The 14,054-nt window shown below is 40.0% G+C and carries 15 protein-coding genes; 11 read left to right on the forward strand and 4 right to left on the reverse strand.

Features of this window, described 5'->3' with window-relative positions:
* Positions 1-155: 155 nt before the first annotated feature.
* From ACTNC6_RS12820 to ACTNC6_RS12835, 4 genes are all read right to left on the reverse strand, one after another.
* Complete coding sequence (locus ACTNC6_RS12820; RefSeq protein WP_238297854.1) at positions 156-884, reverse strand: hypothetical protein; 729 nt, start codon at positions 882-884, stop codon at positions 156-158.
* Entirely contained in the window at positions 796-2,298 is a 1,503-nt protein-coding gene (gene mobQ, locus ACTNC6_RS12825; RefSeq protein ID WP_238297853.1) for a MobQ family relaxase, read from the reverse strand. Before mobQ ends, ACTNC6_RS12820 begins: the two co-directional genes overlap by 89 nt.
* Before the next feature lie 197 nt (positions 2,299-2,495).
* Positions 2,496-2,834 carry a DUF3847 domain-containing protein gene (locus tag ACTNC6_RS12830; RefSeq protein WP_238297852.1) on the reverse strand — a complete coding sequence of 113 codons (339 nt, stop codon included), beginning with the start codon at positions 2,832-2,834 and terminating at the stop codon, positions 2,496-2,498.
* 58 nt (positions 2,835-2,892) lie between these two features.
* Positions 2,893-3,075 (reverse strand): transposon-encoded TnpW family protein, encoded by a 183-nt coding sequence (locus ACTNC6_RS12835; protein ID WP_238297851.1) that lies wholly within the window; start codon positions 3,073-3,075, stop codon positions 2,893-2,895.
* 241 nt (positions 3,076-3,316) lie between these two features.
* Here ACTNC6_RS12835 and ACTNC6_RS12840 point away from each other — a divergent pair, with 241 nt between their 5' ends.
* The 11 genes from ACTNC6_RS12840 (at position 3,317) to ACTNC6_RS12890 (ending at position 14,035) form a co-directional block, all read left to right on the forward strand.
* Positions 3,317-4,075 (forward strand): hypothetical protein, encoded by a 759-nt coding sequence (locus tag ACTNC6_RS12840; protein WP_346793721.1) that lies wholly within the window; start codon positions 3,317-3,319, stop codon positions 4,073-4,075.
* 84 nt (positions 4,076-4,159) lie between these two features.
* Entirely contained in the window at positions 4,160-5,059 is a 900-nt protein-coding gene (locus ACTNC6_RS12845) for a hypothetical protein (RefSeq protein WP_238297849.1), read from the forward strand.
* 18 nt (positions 5,060-5,077) lie between these two features.
* Positions 5,078-5,878, forward strand: coding sequence for a KilA-N domain-containing protein (locus tag ACTNC6_RS12850; RefSeq protein ID WP_238297848.1), 801 nt, complete (start codon positions 5,078-5,080; stop codon positions 5,876-5,878).
* A 188-nt stretch (positions 5,879-6,066) separates the two neighbouring features.
* A complete protein-coding gene (locus ACTNC6_RS12855) occupies positions 6,067-7,890 on the forward strand; it encodes a recombinase family protein (protein WP_238297847.1) in 1,824 nt (607 codons plus the stop codon).
* Positions 7,891-7,916: 26 nt separating this feature from the next.
* Positions 7,917-8,399, forward strand: a complete 483-nt coding sequence (locus tag ACTNC6_RS12860) for an HD domain-containing protein (RefSeq protein ID WP_441044326.1) — start codon at positions 7,917-7,919, stop codon at positions 8,397-8,399.
* Positions 8,400-8,427: 28 nt separating this feature from the next.
* On the forward strand, positions 8,428-9,933 hold the full coding sequence (locus tag ACTNC6_RS12865) for an HD domain-containing protein (protein WP_441044282.1): 1,506 nt from the start codon (positions 8,428-8,430) through the stop codon (positions 9,931-9,933).
* A gap of 42 nt (positions 9,934-9,975) precedes the next feature.
* The gene (tnpA, locus tag ACTNC6_RS12870; RefSeq protein ID WP_441035369.1) at positions 9,976-10,263 is read left to right on the forward strand and encodes an IS200/IS605 family transposase; all 288 of its coding nucleotides are present in this window, start codon (positions 9,976-9,978) and stop codon (positions 10,261-10,263) included.
* On the forward strand, positions 10,260-11,354 hold the full coding sequence (locus ACTNC6_RS12875; protein ID WP_441035367.1) for an RNA-guided endonuclease TnpB family protein: 1,095 nt from the start codon (positions 10,260-10,262) through the stop codon (positions 11,352-11,354). Before tnpA ends, ACTNC6_RS12875 begins: the two co-directional genes overlap by 4 nt.
* 413 nt (positions 11,355-11,767) lie before the next feature.
* The gene (locus ACTNC6_RS12880) at positions 11,768-12,067 is read left to right on the forward strand and encodes a BMC domain-containing protein (protein ID WP_441035366.1); all 300 of its coding nucleotides are present in this window, start codon (positions 11,768-11,770) and stop codon (positions 12,065-12,067) included.
* Between the two features lie 23 nt (positions 12,068-12,090).
* Positions 12,091-12,378: a BMC domain-containing protein gene (locus ACTNC6_RS12885; protein WP_441035364.1), complete on the forward strand. Its 288-nt coding sequence runs from the start codon at positions 12,091-12,093 to the stop codon at positions 12,376-12,378.
* Positions 12,379-12,580: 202 nt separating this feature from the next.
* Positions 12,581-14,035 (forward strand): diguanylate cyclase, encoded by a 1,455-nt coding sequence (locus ACTNC6_RS12890; protein ID WP_441044283.1) that lies wholly within the window; start codon positions 12,581-12,583, stop codon positions 14,033-14,035.
* Positions 14,036-14,054 lie beyond the last annotated feature (19 nt).

Genomic DNA, 14,054 nt, shown 5'->3' on the forward strand with positions numbered 1-14,054 from the left:
ATCGAAATTGATGTAAACGAAAGGGCAGTTTTATAAAACCGCAAGACTGCTTTTTCGTTTACACCAACTCCGATTGTTTCCTTAACAATTTGAACCGCCTTTGTATTACTCTCCCGTGAGCAGATTTCATCTGCCCATGGGAGTACTTTTATGCATTAATGGTAACTGCCCTTACAACTGCCATGATACAAAAAATTCAGACCTGCCGAAAGAATAAGCCACCAGCTTAGCACATTAATATCTACCGGAATCAGTGAAACAGATAACATTGACAATGTAACACTGATAACACAAAGTGCTACGGACACAGCCTTTCTAAGTTCTGCAACACCAGTGTTTTTGTAATATTGCCATCGGTCATCACACTTTTCTGTAATCCTGTCAAATGCTATTTTCGCAAGTACAAATACACCTGCCGCAATCCCAACAGACACTAAAGCAATAATACCAACTGCCACATAGGAATGGACATACTGAGCCAGATATTCATAGCACCACTGATACACCCTACAAAGCAAATTTGAAATGTTCATCACATTCCTGCCACGATTCAGAAACCAATCAGGTATGGTGGCAACTACATCTTTGTTGACAAAAAAGATATAACCAGTTTGAACAATGCTGATAAAAGCAATTACCCATGTCCATACGCCAAGTGTAGCGGTTTGCGTTCGCAACTTTTCCTGTAACTGTATTTGCATATCTGCTTTTACTTGCTTGCGGATATGCTTAGCTTCAACGGAAATATGATTGTTAAAATCAGCTTCCAATGCCTTCGCTTTCATTAAGACAACATTAGCGTTCTCTGCCTTTTTCTCGGCTTCTGCGAAGATTCTCTGAGCCTTCTCTTTCTCTGCCAGCACCTGCTGATTTTCCTTTTTCAACTTCTCGTTCTCCACCAGTACCAAATCGCTCTCTGCTAATCTGGCGATATGAGCGTTCAAGTTCTGATTCTCTTGCGCTATTGCGTCCAGAGTTGATTGCATGGATTGTATCTGCGATTTCAGCTTTTGCCTGTCGGATAAATGCGTCTGTATCTGATTCTCCAACTGATTTATCCGATGACGGTAAGTTTCGTTCTCCTCCATAAGTGTCTCCGACAGACTCAACAAGTCGTCTTCGTTCTTTAAGTTTTCTGATTCGTTCATCTCGTTCCCTCGCTTTCTCTTTTACTCTTTGCATAATTTCTGCAATTGCTGATTCTGTGTTTGCAATCGCAGATTCTGTCCGGCTAATTCCTGATTCTCTGCCGACAGCTTGGCATTCTCTTCGTTCAATTTCTTCAGCAATTCGTCCTGCTTCTGAATCGTATTCCGAAGAAAATCCAACTCCTTCTGCTGTTCCTCCATGATGTCCAGCATCTCTTCCTGTGAGGAAAAAATCTTCATGATTTCCTCCAAGGTATCCTGCAATTCGTTCATATAAAAAACGTCCTTTCTCTATAATGGTCTGTTGTAATTCACGGACTGTCTGTAACCATTTTGTCTTAAGTGAATTGATAGCTTTTACAATCCGGTTGTATTCGCACCGATTAGAAACAAAGCCTGCCTTCTCCATCTTGCGGGCACGATACCCTTCGTGGATGGTAGGCTCTAAATCCAGCTCCTGCCGTTTGTAACTTCTGTGGTCAATCTGCTGTTCCAAAGACAGATATTCGTTACAGATATCTGCCCATGATTTTCTCCAGATTTCTGCTTTACTGTGTTCGTTCCAGTCATTTGGTTCTACAGTAATGCGTTTCCAAAGCTTTTCATTCCGTTTACCAAGCTTCTGCTCTCCGGTAGCAGGGTCAATGAGTGGAATGCGGTTTCCGTCTTCATCAAGGGCATAAATCTTCTTTTCCTTCTGTGCCCATGTGCCATCGGGTTTGATGCCACGCATGGTCAGCATAATGTGAGCATGGGGGTTGCCATCACCCTTATCATGCAATGCCCAGTCGGCACACATGCCAACGGAAACAAAATTATCCTGCACATACCTTCTTACAATTTCAATCTGACATTCCCTTGAAAGCTCCTTTGGAAGTGCCACTTCTATCTCTCTCGCAAGCTGTGCGTTGGATTTCTTTTCTGCCTTTTCCACCGCATTCCATAATACATTCCGGTCAGCATATTCCGGCGGAGCATGTGCCGGAAGTGCAACTTCTGTAAATACAACTCCACGCTTTTTCGTAAAGTCATGAACAAGACCTGTGCGGTCATCCATGAGCTTTTCGCCGGAGCGGTAGGCAGAAGAAGCAACTGCCGATTTTCCATCACTCCTGCTAATGATTTTGATACTGCAATGATAAATTGACATAGTGCATATCCTCCTTCGTTAAAAGTGCATATTCTTATGTGGAAGAACGCCGGAGGGGTTCTTCCTATGGGAAGCAGACCGTTCCGAAAGTTTATCTTTTAAAACCCAGATGCTTCCCATAAGCCTCGCAGAGCGCGCGCAATAGACAGGCTCTGCCTGTCTATAAGTGCGCCCTTCTCCCTAAAAAGAGAAGGGAATCAGGAAACTCCTGACTCCCCAACTTCCTCTTTTTTCATATCTGTATCCGGACCTTTTTGCATTGCTTTGGAGAAAAATTTCCCGTTGGCTTCCTGCTTATTTAGAAATGCAATCAGCTTAGGGATTTCTTCCAGCTCAATACATCTTCCAAGAACTGACTCCACCGCCGCACCAATTTCAATCAGACGGTGGGTACGGATTTTCCGTTCTTCCTCCTTCTTTCGTTTCTCCAGCTGCTTCTTTTGTGCCTCATAACGCTTCAGTTCCTGTGCCAGCTTCTCGATCCTTAAATCCTTCTCCTGGATTCTTTCTTCATAGGTTTTGGTTGATTTACCCATACAAAACTCCTTCCTGCTGATGAAATATCAGCTTAAAAACAATTGATTTGTGCAACAATTACTCTGCATCCGGTATACCCTGCTTCCGGTTGGCAATATCATTTGCCATCAGATGCAAAAGCTTATCCTCAAAGGTAGCTGTAGTATTCTCTGCGAAAAACACATTTACCTTATAGGTGGTCTGTCCTTTTCTTTTGGTAAAAGAGGACATCGCCTGCTCTTTACTTGCTGTCTGCTCCATAATTATTTCACCTCCTCCTTGAAATGTGAACATATGTTTGCTATAATCAAAGTATCTTTGACGGACTGCGACAACGGATAAGACAAATCTTCATAAAATCCGGCTCCTTTCTTATGGTATTAAGTAATCTTTTTTCGATAAATAAGATTACTTCCTCACCTATAGGAGAAATGCAGTCCCAAAACGGAACTGTTTTTTATAAAAGTTTTGAAAATATTTTTTGAAAGGTGGTGAATCCCTGTTGAAGGAATGTACAAATGATTATTTTGAAGAAGACATGCCGGAAGATGACCTGACGGATGCCCTTGAACGGGAGAATGCCGCTATTCTTGAAATAGAACTTGAGATGGAAAATGAGCCGAAAGTATCAGGGATACCGGAAGCATCAACAAGAAACAAGCTGAAACGTGAACTGGAACAGGAAGCACTGACACGTCTTGAGGATTCTGCCAGAACCGAGGAGGAATTTGCAAATGTGGTTACATGGTGGAACAGGTTTGATGCCAACCGGGAACGTAAGGAACGCTACCATGAAATAGGAAGATCGGATGTTCCCCTTGAATGGGGAATGTCACCGGATGAGATTGTAATTCCTGCTCCCATCCGGCATGTTTTCTGGAAGCAGATACTGAAAGGGGATTTCCTTGATGCCATTTATGACTGCCCCTTTGAAATACATGAGCTGGTAACAGACGAGGATATTTCTAAAGCAATCTTTGCGTTAAAAGATGTACAGAAGGAGCTTTTATATCAGCTTGCCATTAAGGGATACTCCTGCCAGTTAATTGCAGCATGTAGAGAGCAGACCGACAGAAATATCCGAAAAATCCGTGACACCATGTTAAAAAAGCTTCGTAAATCCTTTATGCAGGCACTACAAAACAGAGTGGATAATCACATTTCCCTTACGAAGACGGAGCAGATTTTTTATGATACCTATCGGTCACTGATTACGGATAAAAAGAATAAGAAAACGAAAGAAATCACAAATACCATTTGACCTTGTAGGACATGCTTGGTATGATAGTAATATATTTTCCAATGATACAGATTACATTTTAGAGCAGACAGATTGGAGGCTTTTATGAGTAACCTATTTAAGAGAACCAGCTCCAACTGGGCACGTTATGACAAATATGAATGGAAGGAAGATAAAGAAGGTACGTTGTACATCACACCTTCACCGGATGCGAAAGTGTCTCTTTATAATCCGCTAAAGGATTCGGAGCAGATTGTATTAAAGGCGGTAAACCTTGGATTGATGTGCATGGACAAAAATAATACACAGGAACGTTTGCAGAGTGCCATTATGGATTTTGTTACCTGTTACGGACTGCTTGGATTTATGACAGCACTTCCTACCACACCGGACTTTATTACCTACCATGCGGTATATTTGCCGAAGAACCATTTCATCAAAGAGGAAAGCATGACTACGGAAAAATATCTTTCTTACTTCTTTCCCTTTGATAAGATTGATTTTGTAAAAAAAGGGATGGAATCTTCATGGAGTACGGACGATGTGCAGATGATGGCACTGATTATGACCATGAAAAACAAATCGCAGGCAGTAATGATGAGTTTCCAGAAAGAATATGCAGAACGGTATGACTGGCTTGTGACTTTATTTAAAGACTGGGCATTTACCTTTATGTCAAGCTTTCTCTACTATCAGGACTTTGACATGCTGGATGATATGCAAAAACAGCTTTACCGTCAGGGCATGGCGGCATTTGGCGGTATTGCACCAACCTATCACATAGAGCTGCTTGACCGACCTACCATTGTCTGGGATTTCCACTCCCTCTTACTTGGTGTGCAGATGATGTTTTCCTTTATGCTTACCGATGAAAAATCCACACTCCGGGTATGTAAGCATTGTGGCAATGCTTTTATTGCCAACAGACCAAACAGCGTATTCTGCAGCGGCAAATGCAAGAACCAGTATAATGTGTATAAGAGCCGGGCGAAGGATAAAGAATAAAGAAAGGACGGCTGATTTATGGAAAAACTCAATGTCGATGGTACTGAAATACAGGTATTACAGATTGAAGAAGATGATTATATTTCTTTAACAGATATGGTGCGAAAAATTGATAACGGACCGGCATTGATTGAGAAGTGGCTTCGTAATAAAAATACAATAGAATTTCTTGGTATATGGGAAGAAATGTATAACGAAGATTTTGATATCCATGCATATGAAGAAATTATGCAGGAAGCTGGTCTGAATCGTTTCATTATGTCGGTTAAGCAATGGGTAACCAGAACCAATTCAAAAGGTATCATAGCTAAAGCTGGACGATATGGTGGAACATACGCATACAAGGATATTGCATTTGAGTTTGCAAGTTGGGTATCTCCTCAGTTTAAGCTGTATCTGATTAAGGAATTTGAACGGTTAAAAAAGAAAGAACAAGCTTTACTTGGCTGGAGTGCGAAAAGAGAGCTGGCAAAAATCAATTACCGAATACATACAGATGCCATAAAAACAAATCTGATTCCAGCTGAGCTTACACCACAGCAGACCTCTGTAATCTATGCATCCGAAGCAGATGTATTAAATATGGCATTGTTTGGTATGACTGCCAAGCAGTGGCGTGAAGAACATCCTGACAAAAAGGGGAATATCAGAGATTATGCTAGCATTAATGAATTGATTTGTCTTTCCAACATGGAAAATATCAATGCAGTTTTGATTGAAGACGGATTAAGTCAGAAAGAACGTCTGATAAAATTAAATAAGATTGCCATACATCAAATGTCCATTTTGGAAGAACAAAATCCAAAGGTATTGAAGTAATTCAATTGCATTTTTCTAATTCCCCCGAATTCGGGGGAATTAAAATTTATAAGTTTTACAAAACAGTTCCGATTTTCTTTCGGATTTCTCCTATTAGTGAGACAATAATTATTTTTACACAAACCAGCTTATTCGTGGTAGAATAAAACCACAGATAAGCTGGTTGTTTGTTTTGAAAGGAGAATCTTATGAAAACAAAACAACCGGAACTTAACAAAATCACTGCACTCTACGAGAGATTATCCCGTGATGATGAACTGAGTGGTGACAGCAACAGTATTATAAATCAGAAGAAAATGTTGGAGAAATTTGCAACCGAGCAGGGATTTGTCAACCTACGTCACTATACGGATGATGGCTGGTCGGGAACCAATTTTGACAGACCTGACTGGAAGCGTATGCTTGCGGATATTGAAGATGGCACTGTAGGATGCGTTATCGTAAAGGATATGAGCCGTATCGGACGTAATTACCTTGAAGTAGGCTTTTATACGGAAGTGCTGTTTCGAAAGAAAAATGTGCGATTTATTGCCATTTCCAACAATGTGGACAGTGCTCTAAACGATGGCAGTAACGAATTTGCCCCATTTCTTAACATTATGAATGAGTGGTATGTACGTGATACCAGCCGGAAAATCAAATCCGTACTTCATAATAAGGGAATGGATGGAAAACATCTGACAAGCAACGCAATTTACGGGTACAAGAAAGACCCTGATGACCCAGACCATTGGATTATTGATGAAGAGGCTGCCACAGTGGTAAGACGTATTTATCAGCTTATCATTGAGGGAAACGGACCGATGCAGGTGGCAAGGATTCTGAAGGATGAAAAGGTTGAAAGACCTTCCTATTATCTTGCAAAGCAGGGACTTGGAACCTGTCGGGGAAGCTGTGACATGAACAGACCATTCACTTGGACTGCTTCTACGATTTCAGACCTTGTAAGAAAACCTGAATATATGGGGCATACAGTAAATTTCCGTACCAAAAAGGAATCCTACAAGGATAAACATTCTGTGCATAATTCACCGGAGGACTGGGTTATCTTTGAGAATACTCAGGAAGCGATTGTGGACGAAGAAACATGGCTTACTGTTCAGAAAATCCGTGAAACCAAGCACCGTCCCACCAAGAAAGGTGACATCAATCCTCTGACCGGACTGGTATATTGTGCTGACTGCGGTGCTAAGATGTTCAACCACCGCACCGGCGGTTATGAAAAGAGGGATAAGGATGGTAATCCTACCGGAAAGTACACCAATGCACAGGACAATTACACCTGCTCCACCTACAGTAAGGCAAAGAGCAAGTTTGAAAACAGATGCACACAGCATCATGTCCGCACGGATGTTATCAGGGATTTGCTTTTGGAAGTTATTAAAGCTACCAGCACTTATGTGATGGAGCATGAATCCGAGTTTATCGAAAAGGTTCGCAGTGCTACGGAGCTTCAACAGGAAAGCGAAGCCAAAGCACTGAAAAAACGTCTTTCCAGAGAGCAGAAACGTATCAAAGAATTAAATACCCTCATTAAGAAAATCTATGAGGACAATGTAAATGGGAAGCTAAGTGACAAGCGGTTTGAAATGCTTTTGGCTGACTACGAAACGGAACAAAATGAATTGGAATTATCAGTAGATGCTTTAGAAAAGACTTTTAATGACTATCAGGAGAATGCTGATAATGTAGATAAGTTTATTGAACTTGTACACCGATACACAGATTTCACAGAACTTACTACTCCTATGATTCATGAGTTTGTTGATAAAATCGTGGTACACGAAGCAGACAAATCAACCGGTGACAGAATTCAGCAGATTGATATTTATCTCAAGTATGTGGGTAAGCTGGATGTTCCGATGCCGGAGCTTACACCTGAACAGATAAAAGAAGAAGACCGCAAACGCCGTAAGCGTGCATGGAACCGTACTTATATGCGTCGCAAATATGAGCGTGAAAAGGCGGAACGTGAGGCAAAAGAAAAAGGGTTATCTGAGGCAGTCAGATAGACTGTCCCAGAAATAACCCTGTGAAAGTGAAACATGAGAGTGTTGCAGAGCATAGCTGGAGACTTGCTGTAATGGCTTATTTTGTGCGGGATGAATTTCCGGAAGCGGATATTGATAAGGTAATACAGATGTGCATATTCCATGATATGGGGGAGGCGATTACAGGAGATATTCCGGCATTTGATAAAACATCTGCTGATTCAGATCATGAAGCTTATGTGATGGATAAACTATTGGATGCTTTGCCGGAACCATACCGCAGGGATTTGAAAGGGCTATTTGCTGAAATGGAAGCTTTGGAGACATTGGAAGCAAAAATATATAAGGCACTGGACAAACTGGAAGCGCTTATTCAGCATAATGAGGCTGACCTTTCTACCTGGATTCCACTGGAATATGATCTTCAGATGACATACGGAAATAAAGAATGCAGCTTTTCGGAATATATGAAAGAACTGAGGGATACAGTAAGGGAAGATTCAAAAAAGAAAGTCCGGCAGGAAAAATAAGTAATACAATGGATGGAGAATAATTCAAATGATAGTTAACAGGTGTTCGGAAAATTTACTTACAAAATCAAAAAAATTATATGAGAATTACAGAGATAACTGTACAGTGGTTCAGAGAATGCTGGAAAAATATAAAAAGATATATCCCAATATTTCTGATTATTCTATTATGCATTTTATAGATATTGCAGAATTTTGCGATTTAATCATGGACAGACAGCAGCTGGAAGATTTGAATGAAGATGAGTGCTACTGTCTTTTGATGGCGGCTCTGTTTGCTCATACCGGATTTGGTTTAAATCAGGAAATTATGAATAAATATATAAGCAAACTGGGAATTCAAAAGCAGACTCAATCGCTTACATTCCTGCAGATCATGAGTAAATATCATGTTTTGTTCAGTGCGTGTCTGATAGAAGAATATGGAGATATATTTGAATTTCCGTCAGAGATACATAAACATGCCATAATCAGTATGCTGCGTTTTATTGGAGATAATAGTGATGATATAAATCAACTGGAAGAAATTTTGGCATTAGACAATAAAAAAACTGTCAGATTGAAGGGTCTGGCAGCAGTTCTTGTGGTTGGAAATCAGCTTGCAGAATTGAAAAACATAAATCCTGACCTGGATTATGAGGCTTTTGATAAATATAATTCGGAAGAGATTGTTGGATTTGTTGAAAGAAATGTGGTAAGAAGCATCACTGTTAAAGATGGTAAACTTGTGATAGAAGCAGGCGGCTCGGATTCCGCCTATGCATTGATTGAAAGAAAAGTAAATTTAATTACCAATAATTTTGAAAAGATTTTCAGAAGTCTGACTCATGGGTCGGGTGATAAAGCCAGTCTTTTTGGCATTGATTCCATAGAACTCAAATGTGTTCTGCCTGCTGAAAATTCAGAGAAGATCTATCTTAATAAAGAAATTGAAGAATCATGGACAGAAGAAGATATAGAACTTTTTCATAAACTCTCTTTTGAAGAAAGAGTGTTTTATGCGGATTATCTGTCTACAGAGTTTGAGATCACCAAGTTTCTTGTGGACTTTGCAAAGACAAACAACGCAGTACTTGCGGGATTAGAATATAGAGTAAAATCACCGAAGTCCTTATATAATAAGCTCTATCAGAGAGTAGAGAAATCTTTTTTTGATTCAATAGCGGATGTTATTCGTTATACAGTGATACTGGAGCCGAAAAATTATGTTGAACAGATACGTTCTGTGACAGATGCTCTGTATGAGAAAAACTGGAAAATCTATTCATTGAAAAATTATTGGGTCAATGACAGCTTTCCATATAATGGTGTAAATGCCAAGTTTAAAAATTCACGTAACTATCGTATTGAAATCCAGTTCCATACTCAGGAAAGCTTTAATGTGAAGATGAGTGAAGAAGATCACAAATTGTATGAGCAAAGAAGGGTTTTGGAACCTGGCTGCGAGGAGTATAACAGAATATTGCAGTTGCAGCTGAAATTATATTCAAATATGGAATATCCTGAGAATATTGAGGATTTAGACAAAATTTAACATAATATATAGCAAGAATTCTCCTTCCTCTATAGGTGGGAGATGAATTGCAAAAAAAACAGAAAAGAACACTCGTTCTGCAATGCGATTCATGGTATTGACCATGTGCATGTAATGTTTCGTGCACAGCCTAAAACGGAACTCAGTAAATTTATCAATGCATATAAAAGTGCCAGCAGCAGGCTGCTGAAAAAAGAGTATCCGGAAATCCGGGAAAAACTTTGGAAAGAAGCATTCTGGAGTCAGAGTTTCTGCCTTTTGACGGCAGGAGGCGCACCAGCTGAAGTAATCCGTCAATACATCGAAACCCAGGGAGAGAAAAAGCATTGAACATAGCATATCGTTTCCGGATCTATCCAACAGAAGAACAGAAGATACTTCTGGGAAAAACATTTGGCTGCTGCCGTTTTCTGTATAACCAGATGCTTAATGACAAGATCCGGGAGTATAAAAAGACGAAAAAACTGTTAAAAAATACACCAGCCATGTATAAAAAGGAGTATTCATTTCTGAAAGAAGTAGATTCGCTGGCACTGGCAAATGTTCAGCTTCATTTGGAGAAAGTATATAAGAAATTTTTCCGTGATCCCAAGGTTGGATTTCCACGTTTCAAGTCAAAACATCACTCCAAAAACAGCTACACAACAAATGTAGTCAACGGAAATATTCTGGTAGAAGATAAGCGGATCCGGCTTCCCAAATTAAAATGGATCTCCATGAAAAAACACAGGGAGCCTGCAGAAAACTGCTGTCTGAAATCAGTGACAGTCAGTATGGAGCCGTCCGGAAAGTATTTTGCAAGTCTGCTGTATGAAGGATACAGCTGCGAAAACCAAGCAGCAGATAATGATTACAGCAATGCCAAAATACTGGGAATTGATTATGCGATGCAGGGGATGGCAGTGTTTTCAGAAGAGATTGAACTTGAAAAAGCAGGATTCTTCAGAAGAAATGAAAAAAGGCTGGCAAGGGAGCAGCGTAAACTGTCGAGATGTGTAAAAGAAAGCCGCAATTATGTGCGGCAGAAAAAGAAAGTTGCCAGGTGCCATGAAAAAATACGAAACCAGAGAAAGGATTATCTGCATAAACTGAGCCGCAGGATTACAGACCAGTACGATATAGTCGCGGTAGAAGATATTGATATGAAAGCGATGGGCCAGTGCCTGCATTTTGGAAAAAGTGTACAGGATAATGGATACGGGATATTCCGGAATATGCTGGATTATAAGCTTGCCTGGAAGGGAAAGAAATTAGTAAAGATAGACCGCTTTTTCCCTTCAAGCAAAAAATGCAGAAAGATAAAAAAAGAGCTGAGATTATCCGAAAGAGTATACCGCTGCATGTGTGGAAATGAGATGGACAGAGATCGAAATGCAGCGATCAATATCCGTGAAGAGGCAAGAAGGATGCTGGCAGTATAAACTGTCCATATCCGGACAATAAGTAAGAAAATACGCCCGTGTCCGGGCAAAAAGAATCGCGGGGCACGCGAGGATAGCTTGTAGATACTTGGCTCAGTAGAGTCATTGAGCAAGAAGCCCCCACTTCAAAATCTGGGATTTAAGTGGTGGGAGCATGTCACAGTATTGGATAATTTGAGATCAGAACTGCTTGAAAGCTTGTGACTAATTATAAAAGAGGGAATTTATGGAAATAGTAAAAAAGAAATAATCCAACGGTCATATCTCCTGAAAAATGTGGGATTGTGTTGTGTTTTGTGAAATTTTATGAGATTCTAGCAGAAAACGACTTGTAAATATAGTGAAAACAAGGTATACTGGTATAAAAGAAAACAGTCGGGAAAACCATGTTCCCGTCGTGTAAGGAGGATAAAATGGCAAAAAACTATGATGGTATGGCGGTTGGGGTGTTTGAACTGGATAACCTGGTAGCTTGCTTTGTCGCTCTTGATGCAGCATCCAAGGCTGCAAACGTAACAATTCAGAGTGTGGAACGAAATCGACTGAAAAGTGGGGCATGTGTCAAAATGCGTGGCAGTGTTTCCGATGTAAATGCTGCAATGGAAGTGGCATTGGAGACAGCCAGACCACTGGGTAAGATTGTTTCCCACACTGTGATCGCAGCACCTACGGCAGATACTGAAGTGGCACTCAAGATGACCATTAACAAATAGAACATGTCAGGAGGATATAGAAGATGTCATATGGAGCATTAGGATTAGTGGAGGTTCTGGGAAGCTGTAATGCAGTCGTTGTCCTTGACCAGATGCTGAAAACATCAGAAGTGGAATTCCGTACCTGGCATACCAAGTGCGGAGGCCATGCAACCGTATTCTTAAGCGGTGACGTAGCAGCAGTAAAAGCTGCAGTAGATGCTGTAAAGGGAAATCCACCCTGCGAAATTGTAGCGGCAGCTGTAATCTCAGCTCCGTCAGAAGAAACATCACGGCTGGTGGAAGAAGAGGAAGCGAAACATCACAAATAACCATGAAAAGGACTTTCTGCAGATCGGTGAATAAAGTGCAGAGAGTCTTTTTGTATATATATCAAAATCCAGTAACATTGTTATTTGAGGATGAGATTAACTGTAAGGAGTTTCGACTTTACGCTAAAATAGTTTCATGTTATCATTAGCGTAACTAAAAAACATTTAAGAGGAAACTGTTTTTGAACAGGAGGTGCTGCATATGAAGATAAAGCATTCACAGATGGGATTTTACATTAAAGTAAGCAGCCTGTTTATTGTTATGGTAGTTGTCGGCTTTCTGGTTTTCTTTGTAAATATCCAGAATGCTGTAAAAGAAAATTCGCAAAAATCTATGATAACCAATGTGTCCAGACAGAGCGAACATTTGAGAGAGATTATGAAGATACATTATCAGTATCTGAGTGAGATTGCGGAAGAAATGGGAGAAGAAGAATTACTTTCAGAAAGAAATCTGAATGATATAGTTTCCTTGCAAAAACATACGGATCTTGAAAGAGTAGCATTGATAGAGCCTGATGGAACATCCCATTATGACAATGGGGATGTTAAGAACGTTTCCCATCGGAGATATTTTAAAGAAGCTATGAATGGGAAGGTGACATTAAGTGAACCTTTAAACAGCAGTGTTGACGGGAAAATAAGAGTAGTTCTTGGAGTGCCTGTATATAAAAATGAACAGGTAATAGGAGTCCTGGGAGGCTCTTGTAATGTATCTGCAATAGGTAAGATGCTTTTTGAGAATCTGTTTGGCAAAGAGGGAAATATCCTGATTCTGTCAAGCAATGGGATGGTTATATCCTGTGATGACAGTTCTAATAAAAGTATAAAGATTGCCAGAGAGTCTAATTTGTTTGAATATTACAAAAAAGAAAAGCTGCATGATTGGGCAGAGAAGATAGAGGATGATTTTGAATCTGAGAAAGAAGGCTTTGCTCAGTTTAAGGTTGTTAAGAATGAAAAAACAGATTATTTTCTTGCATATATGCCGCTGGGGATGAATAACTGGATGATTGCCTATATTGTGCCTGCAAACCTGGCTATAAGTAATTACAGCTTTGCCAATCAGTACGCGATTGCTTTTCTGGGATATTTTACTATTCTTGTCCTGCTTCTGATACTGGCAATTCTCCGCAAAAGCAGGAAAGAAAAAGAACAGCTGATGGTACGTGCACAGAGGGATTCTCTGACTGGCTTGTACAATAAAGAAACAACGCAGAATCTTATTTCTGAAATTGTGTCAGATGGTAAAATGCATGGTTTTATGATTCTGGATATTGACTTTTTTAAATCTGTGAATGATACTTATGGACATGCTGTTGGGGATAAGGTCCTTAGTGCGGTTGGGAATTTGTTTCAGATGCAGTTCCGAGATCAGGATATTATAGGTCGAATTGGCGGCGATGAATTTATTATCCTGATGCGGGATATACAGAATAATGAAATCATAGAAGAACGGATAAACTGTTTGTTTGAGCAGGTTCGTAATTTATCTGTACCTGAGCTGGGAGAAGCCAGAATTACATTAAGTGCTGGTGTTGCGATTTCTCCAAAGGACGGAAATACTTTTATGGAATTATACAGACATGCGGATAAAGCACTTTATAAAGTGAAAAGTGAAGGAAGAAATAATTATCAGCGATATAAAAAAATGTGATTGGATAGACAGTAATCTG

Origin of the sequence: Blautia sp. HCP3S3_C4 (genome assembly GCF_052064095.1) — a bacterium.
Classification (GTDB): domain Bacteria; phylum Bacillota; class Clostridia; order Lachnospirales; family Lachnospiraceae; genus Blautia_A.